This is a genomic window from Klebsiella aerogenes KCTC 2190 (assembly GCF_000215745.1).
Taxonomy (GTDB): Bacteria; Pseudomonadota; Gammaproteobacteria; order Enterobacterales; family Enterobacteriaceae; genus Klebsiella; species Klebsiella aerogenes.
In genome coordinates this window covers 1,505,833-1,525,952 of the sequence record NC_015663.1, presented here as the reverse complement: position 1 = coordinate 1,525,952, position 20,120 = coordinate 1,505,833, and the positions used below count along the sequence as shown (strand labels likewise).

The 20,120-nt window shown below is 53.0% G+C and carries 15 protein-coding genes, 1 tRNA gene and 3 rRNA genes; 6 read left to right on the top strand and 13 right to left on the bottom strand.

Going from position 1 to position 20,120, the window contains the following annotated elements; genetic code table 11:
- Positions 1-18 precede the first annotated feature (18 nt).
- A complete protein-coding gene (gene yihA / locus EAE_RS07420; RefSeq protein WP_015703927.1) occupies positions 19-651 on the top strand; it encodes a ribosome biogenesis GTP-binding protein YihA/YsxC in 633 nt (210 codons plus the stop codon).
- A 134-nt stretch (positions 652-785) separates the two neighbouring features.
- Here yihA and spfP read toward each other — a convergent pair whose 3' ends face one another.
- Both spfP and polA read right to left on the bottom strand, forming a co-directional pair.
- Complete coding sequence (gene spfP / locus EAE_RS25655; protein ID WP_071892919.1) at positions 786-833, bottom strand: small protein SpfP; 48 nt, start codon at positions 831-833, stop codon at positions 786-788.
- Between the two features lie 165 nt (positions 834-998).
- Positions 999-3,779, bottom strand: a complete 2,781-nt coding sequence (polA, locus tag EAE_RS07415; RefSeq protein WP_015703926.1) for a DNA polymerase I — start codon at positions 3,777-3,779, stop codon at positions 999-1,001.
- Positions 3,780-4,175: 396 nt separating this feature from the next.
- On the opposite strand from polA, the gene EAE_RS07410 reads away from it, so the two are divergent.
- Positions 4,176-5,078 carry an acyltransferase gene (locus tag EAE_RS07410; protein ID WP_015368979.1) on the top strand — a complete coding sequence of 301 codons (903 nt, stop codon included), beginning with the start codon at positions 4,176-4,178 and terminating at the stop codon, positions 5,076-5,078.
- A 44-nt stretch (positions 5,079-5,122) separates the two neighbouring features.
- Here the strand turns inward: EAE_RS07410 and dsbA are convergent, their stop codons facing one another.
- The 3 genes from dsbA to EAE_RS07395 all read right to left on the bottom strand — a co-directional run bounded on the left by dsbA (position 5,123) and on the right by EAE_RS07395 (position 7,104).
- The gene (gene dsbA, locus EAE_RS07405) at positions 5,123-5,746 is read right to left on the bottom strand and encodes a thiol:disulfide interchange protein DsbA (RefSeq protein ID WP_015368980.1); all 624 of its coding nucleotides are present in this window, start codon (positions 5,744-5,746) and stop codon (positions 5,123-5,125) included.
- Between the two features lie 26 nt (positions 5,747-5,772).
- Positions 5,773-6,759 (bottom strand): serine/threonine protein kinase, encoded by a 987-nt coding sequence (locus EAE_RS07400; RefSeq protein WP_015703925.1) that lies wholly within the window; start codon positions 6,757-6,759, stop codon positions 5,773-5,775.
- Positions 6,760-6,834: 75 nt separating this feature from the next.
- Entirely contained in the window at positions 6,835-7,104 is a 270-nt protein-coding gene (locus EAE_RS07395) for a YihD family protein (RefSeq protein WP_015368982.1), read from the bottom strand.
- A 71-nt stretch (positions 7,105-7,175) separates the two neighbouring features.
- Between EAE_RS07395 and mobA the strand changes: the two genes are divergently transcribed.
- On the top strand, positions 7,176-7,757 hold the full coding sequence (gene mobA, locus EAE_RS07390; protein WP_015703924.1) for a molybdenum cofactor guanylyltransferase MobA: 582 nt from the start codon (positions 7,176-7,178) through the stop codon (positions 7,755-7,757).
- Positions 7,754-8,260, top strand: a complete 507-nt coding sequence (gene mobB / locus EAE_RS07385) for a molybdopterin-guanine dinucleotide biosynthesis protein MobB (protein WP_015368985.1) — start codon at positions 7,754-7,756, stop codon at positions 8,258-8,260. Before mobA ends, mobB begins: the two co-directional genes overlap by 4 nt.
- Positions 8,261-8,596: 336 nt before the next feature.
- Here the strand turns inward: mobB and rrf are convergent.
- From rrf to EAE_RS07365, 4 genes are all read right to left on the bottom strand, one after another.
- Positions 8,597-8,712 (bottom strand): 5S ribosomal RNA (gene rrf / locus EAE_RS07380).
- Between the two features lie 93 nt (positions 8,713-8,805).
- Positions 8,806-11,708: ribosomal RNA gene (locus EAE_RS07375) — 23S ribosomal RNA — on the bottom strand.
- A gap of 190 nt (positions 11,709-11,898) precedes the next feature.
- A tRNA-Glu gene (locus tag EAE_RS07370) sits at positions 11,899-11,974 on the bottom strand.
- An 85-nt stretch (positions 11,975-12,059) separates the two neighbouring features.
- Positions 12,060-13,599, bottom strand: a 16S ribosomal RNA gene (locus EAE_RS07365).
- The 16S, 23S and 5S rRNA genes sit together here with 1 tRNA gene alongside, the layout of an rRNA operon.
- 497 nt (positions 13,600-14,096) lie before the next feature.
- Between EAE_RS07365 and EAE_RS07360 the strand changes: the two genes are divergently transcribed.
- The gene (locus tag EAE_RS07360; RefSeq protein ID WP_015368986.1) at positions 14,097-14,798 is read left to right on the top strand and encodes a FadR/GntR family transcriptional regulator; all 702 of its coding nucleotides are present in this window, start codon (positions 14,097-14,099) and stop codon (positions 14,796-14,798) included.
- 13 nt (positions 14,799-14,811) lie between these two features.
- Complete coding sequence (mdtD, locus tag EAE_RS07355; protein WP_015368987.1) at positions 14,812-16,209, top strand: multidrug transporter subunit MdtD; 1,398 nt, start codon at positions 14,812-14,814, stop codon at positions 16,207-16,209.
- Here the strand turns inward: mdtD and rbsR are convergent.
- The 4 genes from rbsR to rbsC form a co-directional block, all read right to left on the bottom strand.
- The gene (rbsR, locus tag EAE_RS07350) at positions 16,206-17,198 is read right to left on the bottom strand and encodes a ribose operon transcriptional repressor RbsR (protein WP_015703923.1); all 993 of its coding nucleotides are present in this window, start codon (positions 17,196-17,198) and stop codon (positions 16,206-16,208) included. The two genes, mdtD and rbsR, sit on opposite strands and share 4 nt — an antisense overlap.
- Before the next feature lie 3 nt (positions 17,199-17,201).
- On the bottom strand, positions 17,202-18,134 hold the full coding sequence (rbsK, locus tag EAE_RS07345) for a ribokinase (protein WP_020077610.1): 933 nt from the start codon (positions 18,132-18,134) through the stop codon (positions 17,202-17,204).
- A 98-nt stretch (positions 18,135-18,232) separates the two neighbouring features.
- The gene (rbsB, locus tag EAE_RS07340; protein ID WP_015368990.1) at positions 18,233-19,123 is read right to left on the bottom strand and encodes a ribose ABC transporter substrate-binding protein RbsB; all 891 of its coding nucleotides are present in this window, start codon (positions 19,121-19,123) and stop codon (positions 18,233-18,235) included.
- Positions 19,124-19,150: 27 nt separating this feature from the next.
- Positions 19,151-20,116, bottom strand: coding sequence for a ribose ABC transporter permease (gene rbsC, locus EAE_RS07335; protein WP_015368991.1), 966 nt, complete (start codon positions 20,114-20,116; stop codon positions 19,151-19,153).
- Between the last annotated feature and the right edge of the window lie 4 nt (positions 20,117-20,120).

Genomic DNA, 20,120 nt, shown 5'->3' with positions numbered 1-20,120 from the left:
TTTACGGAGACGACAGTCTTGACCAACTGGAATTATCAACAGACGCATTTTGTCACGAGCGCGCCTGATATCCGCCATCTTCCATCCGATACCGGAATCGAAGTGGCATTCGCTGGCCGCTCAAATGCGGGCAAATCCAGCGCCCTTAATACGCTGACTAACCAGAAAAGCCTGGCGCGTACGTCAAAAACGCCGGGTCGTACCCAGCTTATCAACCTGTTTGAGGTTGCGGAAGGTAAACGCCTGGTCGACTTGCCGGGGTATGGCTACGCGCAGGTGCCGGAAGAGATGAAAATCAAATGGCAGAAGGCGCTGGGTGAGTATCTTGAAAAACGTCTGTGCCTGAAAGGCCTGGTGGTATTGATGGATATCCGTCATCCGCTGAAAGATCTCGATCAGCAGATGATCGAATGGGCGGTAGAAAGCGATATTCAGGTGCTGGTCCTGCTAACCAAAGCCGATAAGCTCGCCAGCGGCGCGCGTAAAGCGCAGGTCAATATGGTGCGTGAAGCGGTACAGGCCTTCAATGGCGATATCCAGGTTGAGCCTTTCTCTTCGCTGAAAAAAACTGGCGTGGATAAATTGCGTCAGAAGCTGGATAGCTGGTTTAACGACATCCCGCCGCAAGAAGCCGCCGAAGACGCAGAGTAACCCCCGCTTTTTCCGGATAATGGCGCCCAGCGCCCTATCCGGACGTTCATTTTACGCTGTTGTCAGCGCGTAAAACTTTTCTTTCGCGCAATAAAAAACGCCCCGGTCATAAATGACCGGGGCGGCTAAAATATTCAGCCAAATCCGATTACGTGAAGTAAAAGGTCTGAAAGATAGAACATCTTACCTCTGTACCCTACGCGAATAACTTTACTCTTCTTTCGGTTATGGATAAAGCACTTTTTGTAGTTTTTTTTCACTATTTACATAACAAATTCAAATGACCATCACAAAAATCTATAAGTTATGTTGCTAACTTACAAAAAAGAGCCTTACAGATTGCCCACTTAGTGCGCTTGATCCCAGTTTTCACCGCTACCGACTTCCACCAATAACGGCACTGCAAGCGTGGTGCTGTTTTCCATCAGCTCATGCACCTTCTTCGATACGCTGTCCAGATCGTCTTTGTGCACTTCAAACACCAGTTCATCGTGCACCTGCATGATCATCCGCACGCGCGGTTTTTCGCTCAGCAGCCAGTCATCAACGGCAATCATCGCCCGCTTAATAATATCCGCCGCCGTTCCCTGCATCGGAGCGTTAATCGCTGCACGTTCCGCGCCCGCGCGGCGCGCGCCATTGCTGGATTTGATATCCGGCAGATACAGACGACGCCCTTCCAGCGTTTCGACATAACCCTGCTCTTTCGCCTGCGCGCGGGTACGTTCCATATAGTCCAGTACGCCCGGATAGCGCTCGAAATAGAGATCCATGTACTTCTGCGCTTCTTTACGCGGGATATTCAGCTGACGCGCCAGACCAAATGCGCTCATACCGTAAATCAGGCCGAAGTTAATCGCCTTCGCGCTACGGCGCTGTTCATTACTGACGCTTTCTAACGGTAAGCCAAATACCTCTGCCGCGGTGGCGCGGTGAATATCCTTACCTTCCGCAAACGCCTTCAGCAGCCCCTCATCGCGCGACAGGTGCGCCATGATGCGCAGCTCAATCTGCGAATAGTCGGCAGACACAATCAGATAGTCCTGAGGCGCAATAAACGCCTGACGAATACGACGACCTTCGTCATTACGTACCGGAATATTCTGCAGGTTAGGATCGGTCGAAGAGAGACGCCCGGTCGCCGTCACCGCCTGATGATACGAAGTATGAACACGACCGGTTTTCGGGTTAATCATCAGCGGCAGCTTATCGGTATAGGTCGATTTAAGCTTCGCCAGCCCACGATACTCGAGGATCACCTTCGGCAGCGGGTAATCCAGCGCCAGTTCCTCCAGCACCTCTTCAGAAGTCGACGGCGCACCGCCAGGCGTTTTCTTCAGCGGCTTGATGCCCTGCTTTTCAAACAGGATAGTTTGCAACTGTTTGGTAGAAGAGAGGTTGAACTCCTCACCGGCAATTTCATGGGCGCGTTGTTCCAGTTCAACCAGACGCTTAGCGATCTCCTGCGAATGCGCGTGAAGCACCGCCGGATCGATTTTCACGCCGTTGCGCTCAACCCGCGACAGCACCGGCACCAGCGGCATCTCGATATTTTTAAAGATATTCAGCGGACCTTCATGCTGCTGCAGTTGCGGCCACATCTTCAGATGCAGTTGCAGCGTCACGTCAGCATCCTCCGCGGCGTAACGCCCGGCCTCTTCCAGCGCGATCTGATTAAAGGTGAGCTGATTTTTCCCCTTACCGGCAATCTCTTCAAAGGTGATGGTTTTGTGTTTCAACCAGCGATCGGACAGGCTATCCATATCATGTCGACCCGCGACGCTATCGAGGGTGTAGGATTCCAGCATGGTGTCGAAGGCAATACCACGCAGTTCAATGTCATAGTTGGCCAGGATGCCGCGATCGTACTTCAGGTTTTGCCCTACTTTTAGCACCTTGTCATCTTCCAGCAGCGGCTTGAGCAGCTCCAGCACGCGTTCACGTGGGATCTGGTCCGGCGCGTCGAGATAATCATGGGCCACCGGCACATAAGCCGCGACGCCAGGCTCAATCGCGAATGACAGACCCACCATATTGGCGGAAATGTTATCGAGGCTATCCGTTTCGGTATCAAAAGCGAATAGCGGCGCTTTCTTCAATCTGGCAATCCATTCGACCAGCGTCGCTTCATCCAGGATTGTCACATAATACTCAGAAGAGAGCGTCGCGGCGACCTCTTCTTCCATAATTACCGCGGCTTCAGCTGGTTTCGCCGCTGGTTTAGCGCCTTTCCCCTGTAGCCATTTGCCGGATTCGACATCGGTGATCCAACGTTTGAATTCATATTGCTTAAACAATGCCAGCAGCTCATCTGCCGCCGGCTGCGCAACTAACAGCTCTTCGCAACCCAGATCCAGTTCAACATCGGTTTTTATCGTCGCGAGTTGATAAGAGAGGTAGGCCACCTCTTTGTTCTGCTCCAGCTTCGCCGCCATCGTTTTCGCGCCGCGGAAGGTCAGCCCGGCGATTTTTTCCGGTTCTGCATAGAGCGTATCCAGACCACCCAAACCCTGCAGTAGCGCCTGCGCCGTTTTTTCCCCAACGCCCGGGACGCCAGGTATGTTATCCGAGGAGTCGCCCATCAGCGCGAGGAAATCAATAATCAGTTCCGGCGGTACGCCGTACTTATTCACGACCTCTTCCGGGCCGAGGATAGTGTTGGTCATGGTGTTGATTAAGGTAATGCCCGGCGTCACCAGTTGCGCCATATCTTTATCACCGGTGCTGATCAGTACCGGGCGGCCCACTTTTTCCGCCTCGCGGGCCAGCGTGCCGATAACGTCATCCGCTTCAACGCCAGGCACCGCCATCAGCGGCAGCCCCATCGCCTTCACCATCTTGTGCAGCGGTTCAATCTGCGCACGTAGATCGTCCGGCATCGGCGGACGATGTGATTTGTAATGCTCAAACAATTCGTCACGGAAGGTTTTCCCTTTGGCATCAAATACCACGACGGCATGCGTCGGCTGATACTGCAGGATCAGGCTACGCAACATATTCAGCACACCGTACATAGCGCCGGTAGGCTCCCCGGCGCTATTGGTTAGCGGTGGGAAGGCGTGGTAAGCCCGATATAGGTAAGAGGAGCCGTCGACGAGGATGAGAGGGTTTTCTGGGATCTGAACCATAATTTCCGTGCCTGTTTATCAGATTATGGGTAAAGGATGCCACAGACGGGCATGAAATCCTGAATTTTTCCCGCATTTAGCCGAAAAGATTCATCGCAGAGGGGAATCGCTGCACAATATTATCTGTGGATAACTTTGTGTATAGTTTTATCGCCTCAGCCCAAAAAGCCTAAGCCATGTAACATGTCATCTTATAACTCATTATATATCAAAGAATTAAATCTTCCCCCAAGGCTATATGCGATTCATGATGACTCAATGTTCCATGTGGATATAAGATTCGCGTTTTTTTCTGTTCTGGTAAGACCCGTTATTTACCGCGTTTTCTGGTAAAATCAGCCTCTTGCGCGGCTTAAGAAGGTTCTTTGCCGGCCTAACTTTCTGAATAAACTAACTATGTCGAGATTACTCGCTGCGATAACGCTCCCGCTGAGTATCGCCCTTACCATCTTAGTCACCATTATCTGTTCCGTACCGATTATCATCGCCGGACTGATTAAACTGCTGGTACCTATCCCGGCGGTATGGCGTTCTATTTCCGTTTTTTGCAATTTTATGATGTATTGCTGGTGCGAAGGACTGGCGCTGCTGCTGCATCTCAACCCATGGTTGAAATGGGATATTCAGGGGCTGGAAGGGCTGAATAAAAAGAACTGGTATCTGCTTATCAGCAACCATCATAGCTGGGCGGACATCGTGGTGCTCTGCGTTCTGTTTCGCAAGCATATCCCGATGAATAAATACTTCCTCAAGCAGCAGTTGGCCTGGGTACCGTTTATCGGCCTGGCCTGCTGGGCGCTTGATATGCCTTTTATGCGCCGCTATTCGCGCGGCTACTTACTGCGCCACCCGGAACGTCGCGGTAAAGACGTCGAAACGACTCGCCGCTCATGTGAAAAATTCCGCTCTCATCCGACAACCATTGTCAACTTCGTTGAAGGTTCAAGGTTTACCGCTGAAAAGAAGCGCGAGACGCGCTCGCCTTACCACAACCTGTTGCCGCCTAAAGCTGCGGGCATTGCGATGGCGTTAAACGTCCTCGGCGCACAGTTCGATAAGCTACTGAACGTTACGCTGTGCTATCCGGATAATAATGCCAGGCCGTTTTACGATATGTTAAGCGGCCGCCTGACACGTATCGTGGTACGTATTAATCTGGTGCCGATTGGCGAGGAACTACACGGTGATTACGTCAATGATAAAAACTTTAAGCGCGGTTTCCAGCGCTGGCTGAATGGGCTTTGGGAAGAAAAAGATCGTCAGCTCACTGACATTATGCAGGGTAACGAAAAGTCGTGACTATAGAGTCGATAAAAAAAGCCGGTCAGTGACCGGCTTTTTTTTTATTTCTTTTCAACCAGTTGTTTCACAGTATCTGCGTACTGGGAAACAAACGCGTCCATATTGCTGGTATCCATACCCTGCGGGTTCAGCTGGTATTTACCATTAACAAACATCGCCGGAACGCCCTGCAGCTGTAAATCGGCTGCGGCTTTCTCTTGCTGGGCGACCAGAGACTTCACCACAAAGCTGTTCCATGCCGCGTCGTAATCTTCACCTTTAACGCCCGCATCAACGAAGACTTTACGGATGTCGGCAGTGGACTGCACGGTTTGGGTTTTCTGTACCGCTTCAAACATCGGCGCGGTTACTTTATCTTCAACGCCCAGCGCGATCGCCACAGCCCACGCCTGGGTCAGGTCTTTACCCAACGGGCCCAGGAATTCAACGTGATACTTGGTCATTTTGGTGCCTTCAGGCAGTTTCTGACGTACATTGTCGGAAACGTGCAGCACTTCTTCAAACTGATAGCAGTGCGGGCAGTAGAATGAGAAGAACTCAAGGACCTGAGGTTCACCTGCAACCGGCTTATCAAGGGTGGTGTACTGCTTGCCGTCGGTGATCTGGGCAGCGGATGCACTGAAAGCCAGAATCATACCAGCCAGCGCCAGCCAAATTTTTTTCATGATTATTTCTCTCCTGATATATCACATTAATACATTGGCGTTAACTGAAGAGGGGGTTCCTGCAGAACCTTCACCTGCTCAAGAAATGTTTCAGTCTGCCCGCGCCAATAATCTTCCCCGGTTAACCATGGGAAATTTATAGGGAAAGCAGGATCGTCCCAACGCCTGAGCAGCCACGCCAGATAATAAACTAAACGCATGGCGCGTAAAGGTTCGATGAGAGCGATTTCGTCCGTGTTGAACGGACTGAATTCTTCATAAGCCTCAATGATGGTCTCCAGCTGCATGCGCTGTTCGGCTTTATCGCCATTCAGCAGCATCCAGAGATCCTGTACCGCCGGGCCACTGCGGGCATCATCTAAATCAACAAACAGCGGACCATCGCGCCACAGGATATTACCGGCGTGGCAGTCGCCATGTAGACGAAGCGTATCCGCACGCCCGTGCCACTGCGCCCTGACGGCATCGATGAGTTTATCAGCCGCACCCAGGAAATCAGCCTTCAGGCCAGATGGAATAAGCGTCGCCTGTTCGAATACCTGACGTGGTTCCAACAGATATTCTTGTACGCCAATCTCCGGGCGCGCATTAAAACGCTGCTTACGACCGGTCTGGTGCAGGCGGCCAAGATAGCGCCCGACCCATTCTATTTGGTCAAGATTATCCGCTTCGAACTGGCGGCCACCGAGGCTTGGGAAGACGGCAAAGAAGAATCCTTGATGTTGATGTAGCGTGCTGTCGTTAAATAAGAGCGGCGCGGCAACGGGCACTTCATCTTCTACGAGTTGAAGCGCAAACTGATGTTCTTCGAGGATCTGTTCTGCAGACCAGCGTTCAGGACGATAGAACTTCACCACGTAGCGGCGGCGATCTTCGTCCTGAAACTGGTAAACACGGTTCTCATAGCTATTAAGCGGGGTCAGACCGGAGTCGACCCGCATTCCCAGATCGAATAATCCATCAATGATGGTATCCGGGTGAAGCGTCTGAAAAGTAAAAGCCTTATCGTGCATCCTGACATCCGATAATCGTACGAATGCTTCAGGATATCATCTCGTAGCCGGTTTCGCGGCAGCACTTACAACCTTTTACTCTTTAATAACACCGCGCGCGCGTAACAGTGCGGTTTTAAAATCCTCTTCATAATCTTTCTGAATACCCGGGATGACAGCCTCTTTCGATGAATCACGCATCTTCAGGTGATAAATCAGAATATCATCAGAAAGATCGGCTAGTTCACCTTTGTAACCTGCTTCAGCCGCCAGTTTCTGCAAGAATTGCATCAGGTTCAGTTCAGGTTCTTTTTGCCAGGCTGGCTGGAGAAGCTCAATTACTTCATTCAGGCGTTTACATTTCATAGTCATGCTCCTTACTCTTGATAGGGACAAGTTAACAGGGTCAATCCCACAATGAAAGAGGCGATATTAATATGCAAAGCGAGGCAATAACCGGCGTCGTGCTGGCGGGTGGAAGAGCTACGCGCATGGGCGGTGTTGATAAGGGATTGCAGTTGCTGAATGGTCGTCCTCTCTGGCGTCACGTTGCGGATTCATTAGAGCCGCAGGTAGGCAGATTAGTGATTAGCGCTAATCGCAATCTTGAGTATTGGCATACTAGCGGATATGCCGTTTATCGCGATACCCAAGCTGATTTTCCAGGCCCACTGGCCGGAATGCTTGCCGTTATGCAGCAGGTAGATAGCCCATGGTTTGTATTTTGCCCCTGCGACACGCCGTTCATCCCCTCTTTTCTGGTCGAGCGCTTTCTACAACAGAAAGCTTCAGCGCCGGTGGTTTGGGTACACGATGGCGAGCGCGATCATCCCGCCGTTGCATTAGTTCATCGTCAAATCATTCCGGAACTGGAGACTTATCTGGCTCATGGAGAACGCCGGGTGATGGTCTTTATGCGTCAAGTAGGTGGGCACCCGGTGAATTTCAGCGATGTGAAATCAGCGTTCATCAATGTAAATACGTTGGATGAGTTGCAGCAGATGCAGGAGTCATCATGATCCCCTTACTGGCGATCGCCGCATGGAGCGGTACCGGGAAAACAACGTTATTAAAACGCCTTATCCCTGAACTCTGCGCTAAAGGATTGCGGCCGGGGCTAATAAAGCATACTCATCACAATATGGATGTCGATAAACCTGGCAAGGATAGTTATGAGTTGCGCAAAGCTGGCGCTTCACAAACTATTGTCGCCAGTAAGCAGCGTTGGGCGCTGATGACAGAAACCCCAGATGAACCCGAATTAGATCTTCAATGGCTGGTAAGCAGAATGGATCCTGACAAATTGGATTTCGTTTTGGTGGAGGGTTTTAAGCATGAACCTGTGCCGAAGATCCTGCTTTTCCGGCAAAATAGCGGACATCTTGTAGAAGAGCTAGTGATTGATGAACATACGATCGCCGTGGCCAGCGATGTACCCATCGTGACGTCACTTCCGCTGTTGGATTTAAATAATATTCCACAGATCGCGACGTTTATTGCGAGTTGGTTAGAGAGGCAATAGCGGTGATATAGGTGGGATTTCCCCGGAGGCGGTGCTACGCACCTTTTCCGGGCTACGGGGTCTGTAGCCCCGGTAAGCGCAGCGCCACCGGGGAAGATGGCGGAGTACCTGGCCGCAAAACACAAAAACAAAAGGCCCGGTCTTCCGACTGAGCCTTTCGTTTACGTTGCTATGACAGCGGCTTTCCCCGGAGGCGGTGCTGCGCACCTTTTCCGGGCTACGGGGTCTGTAGCCCCGGTAAGCGCAGCGCCACCGGGGGAGATGGCGGCGCGTCTGGCCGCAAAATACAAAAACAAAAGGCCCAGTCTTTCGACTGAGCCTTTCGTTTTATTTGATGCCTGGCAGTTCCCTACTCTCACATGGGGAGACCCCACACTACCATCGGCGCTACGGCGTTTCACTTCTGAGTTCGGCATGGGGTCAGGTGGGACCACCGCGCTATCGCCGCCAGGCAAATTCTGTTTTCAACACGTCCTCAGGACGCATCGAGTAATCTGTATCAGGCTGAAAATCATCTCAAATCGCCAAAACACCTTCGGCGTTGTAAGGTTAAGCCTCACGGTTCATTAGTATCGGTTAGCTCAACGTATCGCTACGCTTACACACCCGACCTATCAACGTCATCGTCTTTAACGTTCCTTCAGGAGACTTAAAGTCTCAGGGAGAACTCATCTCGGGGCAAGTTTCGTGCTTAGATGCTTTCAGCACTTATCTCTTCCGCATTTAGCTACCGGGCAATGCCATTGGCATGACAACCCGAACACCAGTGATGCGTCCACTCCGGTCCTCTCGTACTAGGAGCAGCCCCCCTCAATTCTCCAGCGCCCACGGCAGATAGGGACCGAACTGTCTCACGACGTTCTAAACCCAGCTCGCGTACCACTTTAAATGGCGAACAGCCATACCCTTGGGACCTACTTCAGCCCCAGGATGTGATGAGCCGACATCGAGGTGCCAAACACCGCCGTCGATATGAACTCTTGGGCGGTATCAGCCTGTTATCCCCGGAGTACCTTTTATCCGTTGAGCGATGGCCCTTCCATTCAGAACCACCGGATCACTATGACCTGCTTTCGCACCTGCTCGCGCCGTCACGCTCGCAGTCAAGCTAGCTTATGCCATTGCACTAACCTCCTGATGTCCGACCAGGATTAGCTAACCTTCGTGCTCCTCCGTTACTCTTTGGGAGGAGACCGCCCCAGTCAAACTACCCACCAGACACTGTCCGCAACCCCGATTAGGGGCCAACGTTAGAACATCAAACATTAAAGGGTGGTATTTCAAGGTTGGCTCCACGCAGACTGGCGTCCACGCTTCAAAGCCTCCCACCTATCCTACACATCAAGGCTCAATGTTCAGTGTCAAGCTATAGTAAAGGTTCACGGGGTCTTTCCGTCTTGCCGCGGGTACACTGCATCTTCACAGCGAGTTCAATTTCACTGAGTCTCGGGTGGAGACAGCCTGGCCATCATTACGCCATTCGTGCAGGTCGGAACTTACCCGACAAGGAATTTCGCTACCTTAGGACCGTTATAGTTACGGCCGCCGTTTACCGGGGCTTCGATCAAGAGCTTCTCCTTACGGATAACCCCATCAATTAACCTTCCGGCACCGGGCAGGCGTCACACCGTATACGTCCACTTTCGTGTTTGCACAGTGCTGTGTTTTTAATAAACAGTTGCAGCCAGCTGGTATCTTCGACTGATTTCAGCTCCACCCGCAGGGGCTTCACCTACATATCAGCGTGCCTTCTCCCGAAGTTACGGCACCATTTTGCCTAGTTCCTTCACCCGAGTTCTCTCAAGCGCCTTGGTATTCTCTACCTGACCACCTGTGTCGGTTTGGGGTACGATTCAATGTTACCTGATGCTTAGAGGCTTTTCCTGGAAGCAGGGCATTTGTTACTTCAGCACCGTAGTGCCTCGTCATCACACCTCAGCGTTAAAAGGTACCGGATTTACCTGGAACCTCCGCCTACATGCTTAAACCGGGACAACCGTCGCCCGGCTAACATAGCCTTCTCCGTCCCCCCTTCGCAGTAACACCAAGTACAGGAATATTAACCTGTTTCCCATCGACTACGCCTTTCGGCCTCGCCTTAGGGGTCGACTCACCCTGCCCCGATTAACGTTGGACAGGAACCCTTGGTCTTCCGGCGTGCGGGCTTTTCACCCGCATTATCGTTACTTATGTCAGCATTCGCACTTCTGATACCTCCAGCAACCCTCACAGGCCACCTTCGCAGGCTTACAGAACGCTCCCCTACCCAACAACACATAGTGTCGCTGCCGCAGCTTCGGTGCACAGTTTAGCCCCGTTACATCTTCCGCGCAGGCCGACTCGACCAGTGAGCTATTACGCTTTCTTTAAATGATGGCTGCTTCTAAGCCAACATCCTGGCTGTCTGTGCCTTCCCACATCGTTTCCCACTTAACTGTGACTTTGGGACCTTAGCTGGCGGTCTGGGTTGTTTCCCTCTTCACGACGGACGTTAGCACCCGCCGTGTGTCTCCCGTGATAACATTCTTCGGTATTCGTAGTTTGCATCGGGTTGGTAAGTCGGGATGACCCCCTAGCCGAAACAGTGCTCTACCCCCGAAGATGAATTCACGAGGCGCTACCTAAATAGCTTTCGGGGAGAACCAGCTATCTCCCGGTTTGATTGGCCTTTCACCCCCAGCCACAAGTCATCCGCTAATTTTTCAACATTAGTCGGTTCGGTCCTCCAGTTAGTGTTACCCAACCTTCAACCTGCCCATGGCTAGATCACCGGGTTTCGGGTCTATACCCTGCAACTTAACGCCCAGTTAAGACTCGGTTTCCCTGCGGCTCCCCTATACGGTTAACCTTGCTACAGAATATAAGTCGCTGACCCATTATACAAAAGGTACGCAGTCACACCCAAGGTGCTCCCACTGCTTGTACGTACACGGTTTCAGGTTCTTTTTCACTCCCCTCGCCGGGGTTCTTTTCGCCTTTCCCTCACGGTACTGGTTCACTATCGGTCAGTCAGGAGTATTTAGCCTTGGAGGATGGTCCCCCCATATTCAGACAGGATACCACGTGTCCCGCCCTACTCTTCGAGTTCACAGCCTGTGCATTTTGGTGTACGGGACTATCACCCTGTACCGTCGGACTTTCCAGACCGTTCCACTAACACACAAGCTGATTCAGACTCTGGGCTGCTCCCCGTTCGCTCGCCGCTACTGGGGGAATCTCGGTTGATTTCTTTTCCTCGGGGTACTTAGATGTTTCAGTTCCCCCGGTTCGCCTCGTTAACCTATGTATTCAGTTAACGATAGTGCAACGAATTGCACTGGGTTTCCCCATTCGGACATCGCCGGCTGTAACGGTTCATATCACCTTACCGACGCTTTTCGCAGATTAGCACGTCCTTCATCGCCTCTGACTGCCAGGGCATCCACCGTGTACGCTTAGTCGCTTAACCTCACAACCCGAAGATGTTTCGTAAAACACCCACGTGTTGCGAAAATTTGAGAGACTCGAACACACATTAACTGTGTGTCGTTTCAATTTTCAGCTTGATCCAGATTTTTAAAGAGCAAATATCTCAAACGTCACCCGAAGATGAGTTTTGAGATATATCGGCACGCGTCTTTCACTCACGAACCAGCAAGTGGCGTCCCCTAGGGGATTCGAACCCCTGTTACCGCCGTGAAAGGGCGGTGTCCTGGGCCTCTAGACGAAGGGGACACTGAAGTCTCAATCGCAAGACGCCTTGCTTCTCTACTTTCATCAGACAATCTGTGTGAGCACTACAAAGGCAGGTTCTTTAAGGTAAGGAGGTGATCCAACCGCAGGTTCCCCTACGGTTACCTTGTTACGACTTCACCCCAGTCATGAATCACAAAGTGGTAAGCGCCCTCCCGAAGGTTAAGCTACCTACTTCTTTTGCAACCCACTCCCATGGTGTGACGGGCGGTGTGTACAAGGCCCGGGAACGTATTCACCGTAGCATTCTGATCTACGATTACTAGCGATTCCGACTTCATGGAGTCGAGTTGCAGACTCCAATCCGGACTACGACATACTTTATGAGGTCCGCTTGCTCTCGCGAGGTCGCTTCTCTTTGTATATGCCATTGTAGCACGTGTGTAGCCCTACTCGTAAGGGCCATGATGACTTGACGTCATCCCCACCTTCCTCCAGTTTATCACTGGCAGTCTCCTTTGAGTTCCCGGCCGGACCGCTGGCAACAAAGGATAAGGGTTGCGCTCGTTGCGGGACTTAACCCAACATTTCACAACACGAGCTGACGACAGCCATGCAGCACCTGTCTCAGAGTTCCCGAAGGCACCAAAGCATCTCTGCTAAGTTCTCTGGATGTCAAGAGTAGGTAAGGTTCTTCGCGTTGCATCGAATTAAACCACATGCTCCACCGCTTGTGCGGGCCCCCGTCAATTCATTTGAGTTTTAACCTTGCGGCCGTACTCCCCAGGCGGTCGACTTAACGCGTTAGCTCCGGAAGCCACGCCTCAAGGGCACAACCTCCAAGTCGACATCGTTTACGGCGTGGACTACCAGGGTATCTAATCCTGTTTGCTCCCCACGCTTTCGCACCTGAGCGTCAGTCTTTGTCCAGGGGGCCGCCTTCGCCACCGGTATTCCTCCAGATCTCTACGCATTTCACCGCTACACCTGGAATTCTACCCCCCTCTACAAGACTCTAGCCTGCCAGTTTCGAATGCAGTTCCCAGGTTGAGCCCGGGGATTTCACATCCGACTTGACAGACCGCCTGCGTGCGCTTTACGCCCAGTAATTCCGATTAACGCTTGCACCCTCCGTATTACCGCGGCTGCTGGCACGGAGTTAGCCGGTGCTTCTTCTGCGAGTAACGTCAATCGCCAAGGTTATTAACCTTAACGCCTTCCTCCTCGCTGAAAGTACTTTACAACCCGAAGGCCTTCTTCATACACGCGGCATGGCTGCATCAGGCTTGCGCCCATTGTGCAATATTCCCCACTGCTGCCTCCCGTAGGAGTCTGGACCGTGTCTCAGTTCCAGTGTGGCTGGTCATCCTCTCAGACCAGCTAGGGATCGTCGCCTAGGTGAGCCATTACCCCACCTACTAGCTAATCCCATCTGGGCACATCTGATGGCATGAGGCCCGAAGGTCCCCCACTTTGGTCTTGCGACGTTATGCGGTATTAGCTACCGTTTCCAGTAGTTATCCCCCTCCATCAGGCAGTTTCCCAGACATTACTCACCCGTCCGCCGCTCGTCACCCGAGAGCAAGCTCTCTGTGCTACCGCTCGACTTGCATGTGTTAGGCCTGCCGCCAGCGTTCAATCTGAGCCATGATCAAACTCTTCAATTTAAGTTTGATGCTCGTGAATTAAACTTCGTAATGAATTACGTATGTTCACTCAGAGACTTGGTATTCATTTATTCGTCCGAGGACGTTAAGAATCCATGTCACTTTGAGTGCCCACACAGATTGTCTGATAAATTGTTAAAGAGCAGTTGCAACGCGGCTTTCAGCTCACCGTTGCGAGGTCACGTATATTACGTTTTCCTCATTCAGAGTCAAGCGTTTATTTTCACTTTTCTCTGTCGGTTTTCAGCGTTGTTATTTACCGCTGAAACCCTGCTGACCCGGCGGCTTGCTTGCCGTTGTTCCGTGTCAGTGGAGGCGCATTATAGGGAGTTCTGAGACGTTGACAAGCCCTGTTTTCAAAAAACTTTTCAACCGTCTCTTTTTTCACCAAAGGCGGTGTCAAAACCGTAAAAAATCGCCCTTTTGCTGTTTTAACCACCGAAACAAGCCGCCAGGTGGCATACTGATGAAGTAGAAAAGAGAAAGGAACGGCATTTATGTCTATAAGCGCACAGCAGCTGGCGGCACAAAAAAACATCTCCTGGGTCATCGCGGAGAAGATCGCCCAAAAAATTCTCACCGGCGAATATCCGCCAGAGAGCATTCTTCCTGGTGAAATGGAACTGGGCGAACAGTTTGGCGTGAGCCGGACGGCAGTACGAGAAGCGGTAAAAACGCTGGCAGCTAAAGGCATGCTGCTTCCGCGCCCGCGTATCGGAACTCGCGTTCTGGCACGCAGCAGCTGGAACTTTCTGGATAAAGAGCTGCTTGCCTGGTGGCTGACGGAAGATAATTTTGCCGAGGTGGTTAGCCATTTTCTGGTGATGCGTAGCAGCCTGGAGCCTCAGGCCTGTTTTCTGGCGGCGATAAACGGCACCTCCGAGCAGAAAGCGCAGCTCAATACGCTAATGGAAGAAATGATCGAGCTGAAAAGACATTTTATCCGCGAACGCTGGATTGAAGTCGATATGGCCTGGCATGAACATATTTATGCGATGAGCGGCAACCCGTTTCTCACCTCTTTCGCGTCGTTATTCCATTCGGTATATCAGACCTATTTCACCTCGATTACGCAAAATGAAGTCGTTAAACTCGATCTACACCAGGCTATTGTTGACGCCATTCAGGAAAGCGACGGTCCACGCGCGCAGCTTGCCTGCCAGACATTATTGAACACCCCAAACCACACAGGTAAATAAAGAAGGAAATGGCATGACCGGGAAGAAAGGGCTGAGTATGGCCGGACTGCCATGGATTGCGGCCATGGCTTTCTTTATGCAGGCGCTGGACGCCACTATTCTTAATACCGCGCTTCCCGCGATTGCGCATAGCCTCGGTCACTCCCCGCTGGCGATGCAATCCGCCATTATCAGCTACACCCTGACGGTAGCGATGCTGATTCCGGTGAGCGGCTGGTTGGCCGATCGCTTTGGCACCCGCAAGGTCTTTATCGTTGCCGTTAGCCTGTTTACCCTGGGCTCCCTCGCCTGCGCGCTTTCCACTTCGCTTCCCGAATTGGTTGTCTTCCGCGTCATCCAGGGGATCGGCGGCGCAATGATGATGCCGGTTGCGCGCCTGGCGCTGTTACGCGCCTATCCGCGTAGCGAACTGCTGCCGGTACTCAACTTCGTTACCATGCCCGGACTGGTCGGCCCCATCCTCGGCCCTGTACTCGGCGGCGTGTTAGTCACCTGGGCCAGTTGGCACTGGATTTTCTTGATTAACATCCCGATTGGCATCATCGGCATTCTCTACGCCCGCAAATATATGCCGGACTTCACCACGCCCCGCCGTCGTTTCGACACCAGCGGTTTTGTGCTTTTTGGTTTAAGCCTGGTGCTGTTCTCCAGCGGTATTGAGCTCTTTGGCGAGAAAATCGTCGCCAGCTGGATAGCGCTGGCCGTCATCGCCCTGAGCGTCGTGCTCATGCTGGCCTATATTCGGCATGCTCGTCGCCATCCCACTCCGCTGATTTCGCTCTCTCTATTTAAGACCCATACCTTCTCTGTCGGGATCGCCGGTAACCTGGCGACACGGTTAGGTACCGGCTGCGTGCCGTTCCTGATGCCGCTGATGCTACAAGTCGGTTTCGGCTACCCGGCCATTATCGCCGGCTGCATGATTGCGCCGACGGCCATCGGCTCGATAATCGCCAAGTCGACCGTCACGCAGATCCTGCGCTGGTTTGGTTATCGCAAAACGTTGGTGGGAGTCACCATCTTTATTGGTTTGATGATCGCGCAGTTTGCGCTGCAGTCGCCGGGAATGCCGCTGTGGCTGCTACTACTGCCGCTATTTGTACTGGGGATGGCGATGTCCACGCAGTTCACCTCGATGAACACCATTACGCTTGCTGATTTAACCGATGACAATGCCAGTAGCGGCAACAGCCTGCTCGCGGTAACCCAGCAGCTGTCGATTAGCCTTGGCGTAGCCATTAGCGCGGCGGTTCTGCGTTTTTATGAAGGGTTTGATAACGCCAGTACCATCGAACAATTCCACTATACCTTTATCACGATGGGTGCGATCACCGTGGTGTCAGCGTTGATGTTTATGCTGCTCAGAGCCAAAGATGGCCGCAACCTGATAACGGAGCGGCACAAGCACTAAGCTGAACCGCGAATCACCAGCTCTGGAGTGAGCTGCACGCGCTGCTGTTTTTGCCCGGGATCCGCCATGCGGTGAATCAGCACATCGATAGCGAGCTCTCCCAGTTCATCTTTAGGTTGATGAATGGTGGTGAGCGGCGGGGTCATATAGCGCGCCAGTTCAATATCGTCATACCCCACCAGCGCCATATCCTGCGGAATATGCAACCCGGACTGATACAGCGCCTGATACGCGCCGACCGCCATCGCATCATTACCGACAAAGACCGCCTGCGGCCGTGGCGTTAACGCCAGCAGTTGCTGCATCGCAGTAAAACCGCCGCCAAATTCAAAATCGCTGGTAATGACATAACCTTCGGCGACATCCAGCCCGGCGCGCGCCATCGCCGCATGATAGCCCTCCAGCCGCAGTCGCGACGGCGTTTTATCCAGCGGCCCGGCAATGCAGGCAATACGGGTATGACCGCGATCGATCAGATACTGGGTCGCCATATCGCCACCAAGCAACGAATTATCCTGAATCAGATCGCTGTCGCCGTCGAACGGCGCCCAATCCATCATCACCGTCGGCACCGACGGATAACGCTGCATGATCTCCTGGGAAGGTTGATGCGTTTCGGTGCACAGCAGCAGCAGACCATCGACGCGTTTTTGCATCAGCGTTTCCAGATTGCGGTTCATCCGCTGCTCATCGCCTTCGGTATTACATAGCACCAGGCTGTAGCCGCGCTCGAAACAGCTGCGTTCCACGCCGCGCACCAGCTCCGAATAGAACGGGTTAGTACTGGCGGTGATCAGCATGCCGATGGTTCGCGTCTGATTTAACTTGAGGCTGCGCGCCAGCGCCGAAGGCGCGTAGTTAAGACTTTTGATCGCCGCATCAACTTTGGCGGTAATCGCCTCGCTGACAAAGCGGTCTTTATTAATGACGTGAGAAACGGTCGAGGTGGAAACGCCCGCGACGCGGGCCACATCCTTCATGGTAGCCAAGCATTACCCCTGTTGACGCAAGAATTCGTCGATCTCTTTGCGCCACGGCACAGACGGTTGCGCCCCCTTACGGGTGACGGCAATCGCGGCGGCGGCATGGGCAAAACGGATGGCGTCTGACACTTCACGGCCTTCCAGCAGCGCGGTGACAAATGCGCCATTAAAAGTGTCGCCAGCGGCAATCGTATCGATGGCCTGAACTTTAAATCCTGGAACCCGGCGGCTTTCGCCCTCGCAGCTTAACCAAACGCCGCGGCTGCCGAGAGTAATCATCACCGTACCAATTCCCTTCGCATGAAGCGCACTGGCGGCTTTCGCGGCATCGTCGTCGCTCTCAACGCGAATACCGGTCAGCTTTTCCGCTTCGGTTTCATTCGGCGTAATAACATCCACCAGCGCCAATAGCTCATCCGAAAGTTCACGCGCCGGTGCGGGATTGAGTACCACCGTCGTCTGATGCTGATGAGCGATTTTCGCGGCAGCCATCACGCTCTCCAGCGGCGACTCCAGCTGCATTAACAATGCCTGCGCGTTGGCGATACGTTCTTTCTCCGCCTCTACCTGAGAAACCGATAGCGCTGCATTAGCGCCGGCATGAATACCGATGACATTCTCACCTTCCGCGTTAACGAAAATTAACGCGACGCCAGTAGATTCGCCAGCAACGGTACGCACCGGCGCCACGTCGATGTTATCGCTCGCGAGCTGGCGGCGGACGCGTTCGCCAATGTCGTCATCGCCGGTACAGGCGATGAAGGCAATATCCGCGCCGCTACGCCCGGCAGCCACCGCCTGGTTAGCGCCTTTACCGCCGAACGCGACCTGATAGTGGTTTCCGGTGACGGTCTCACCTGGAGTAGGGAAGGATTCAAGGTTAAGAATGTGATCGGCATTGATGCTGCCAAGGACGACAAGTTTGCCTGCGGTTTTCATCATCTTTATTCCCGGGAAAGCGCGCCACCGGACTCCGGTGGCGCATGCCCTGCTTTTCTTTTTATGTTGTCCCTCGGGCCGTTGCCGGCCCGAATCGCATTTTACTGCTTAATGACCAGTTTCAGCTCAACCGGATAGCTGGCATCCACTTTTTCGCCCTTCAGCACTTTATCAGCGGTTTCGACGCCTTTAACGCCGATCTGCTCCGGCAACTGGGCGATAGTCGCTGCCAGTTTGCCACTATTTACTGCTTTTTCGCCATCCGGAGTACCGTCAAATCCAACCACCATCACATCAGATTTTCCTGCAGTCTGCAGCGCACGCAGCGCGCCCAGCGCCATTTCGTCGTTCTGCGCAAACACCGCCTGCACGTCCGGATGCGCCGTCAGCAGGTTCTGCATCACGTTCAGACCTTTAGTACGGTCGAAGTCAGCGGGCTGGCTGGCCAGTACGTTGAACTTATGCGCCGCCACGGCCTGTTTGAAACCTTCGCCACGCTCGCGCGCCGCAGAGGTACCAGCAATACCTTGCAGCTCAATCACTTTCGCGCTTTCGCCGACTTTCTTCGCGATATAGTCGCCGGCCATTTTACCGCCCAGCACGTTATCGGAAGCAATATGGCTCACCACATCACCTTTAGAAGCCTGGCGGTCAAGGGTAATGACCGGGATTTTAGCCTGGTTCGCCATCTTCACCGCATTGCCGACAGCATCGGAGTCGGTTGGGTTAATCAGCAGCAGCTTAGCGCCACGCACCGTTAAGTCCTGTACGTTCGCCAGCTCTTTTGCCGGGTTATTCTGAGAATCCAGCACCACCAGGTTGTAACCCAGCTTATCGGCTTCTTTCTGCGCGCCGTCTTTCAGAGAAACGAAGAACGGGTTATTCAGGGTAGAGATAACCAGTGCGATGGTATCTTTCGCCATCGCGTTTGCGCTAACGGTCGCGCTTAGAGCAACAGCAGAGACCAGGGTCGCCAGTTTTTTCATATTCATAGTTAAGATGTCCTGTAGAGTTCTCAGTTACTGCTTTTTGTTATCTACCAGTACCGCCAGCAAAATCACCACCGCTTTGACGATCATCTGGTAATAGGAAGAAACGCCTAAAAGGTTCAGACCATTATTCAGGAAGCCAAGGATCAGCGCGCCAATCAGCGTGCCGACGATACGACCTTTACCACCGGCCAGGCTAGTGCCGCCAAGTACGACCGCTGCGATCGCGTCTAATTCATAGCCCGTCCCCGCCGTCGGCTGCGCAGAGGAAAGACGCGCCACTTCGATGATCCCGGCCAGTGAAGCCAACATTCCGCATAACGCATAGACGATGATTTTCACTCTATTTACGCTGATGCCGGAAAGCCGCGTCGCCGCTTCATTACCGCCCAGGGCATAAATATAACGACCCAGGCGAGTATGGTGCAGCATGTACCAGGCCGCCAGGAAGACAATCGCCATAATCCATACCGGCGTAGGGATCCCCAGCGGGCGTCCGATACCGAACCAGCCGAACAGATCGGCGTTATCGCTAAAGCCGGTGTTGATCGGGCTGCCGTTGGTGTAAACCATCGTCACGCCGCGCAGCAGCAGCATCATTACCAAAGTGGCGATAAACGCCTGCACACGCCCTTTCGCGACAATCACCCCGGTCACCGCGCCAATAGCCGCACCGAGCGCCAGAGCGGCGGCAACGGCCACCAGCGCATTCACTTCGATACCGACGATAGACGCCGCGACGGCGCCGGTCAACGCCAACAGAGAACCGACGGACAGATCGATCCCCGATGTCAGAATGACCAGCGTCATCCCGACCGCCATGATGGCGTTAACGGAAGTCTGCTGCAGAATATTGAACAGGTTATTGACGGTAAAAAAGTTGGGGCTCATGGTCGAAACGATCGCGATCAGCACCAGCAGGGCGATCAGCGATTTTTGCTCCATCAGCCACGCTTTAGTGAAATAGCGGCGACCAGTAACAGCCTGGGTAGTCATCTTT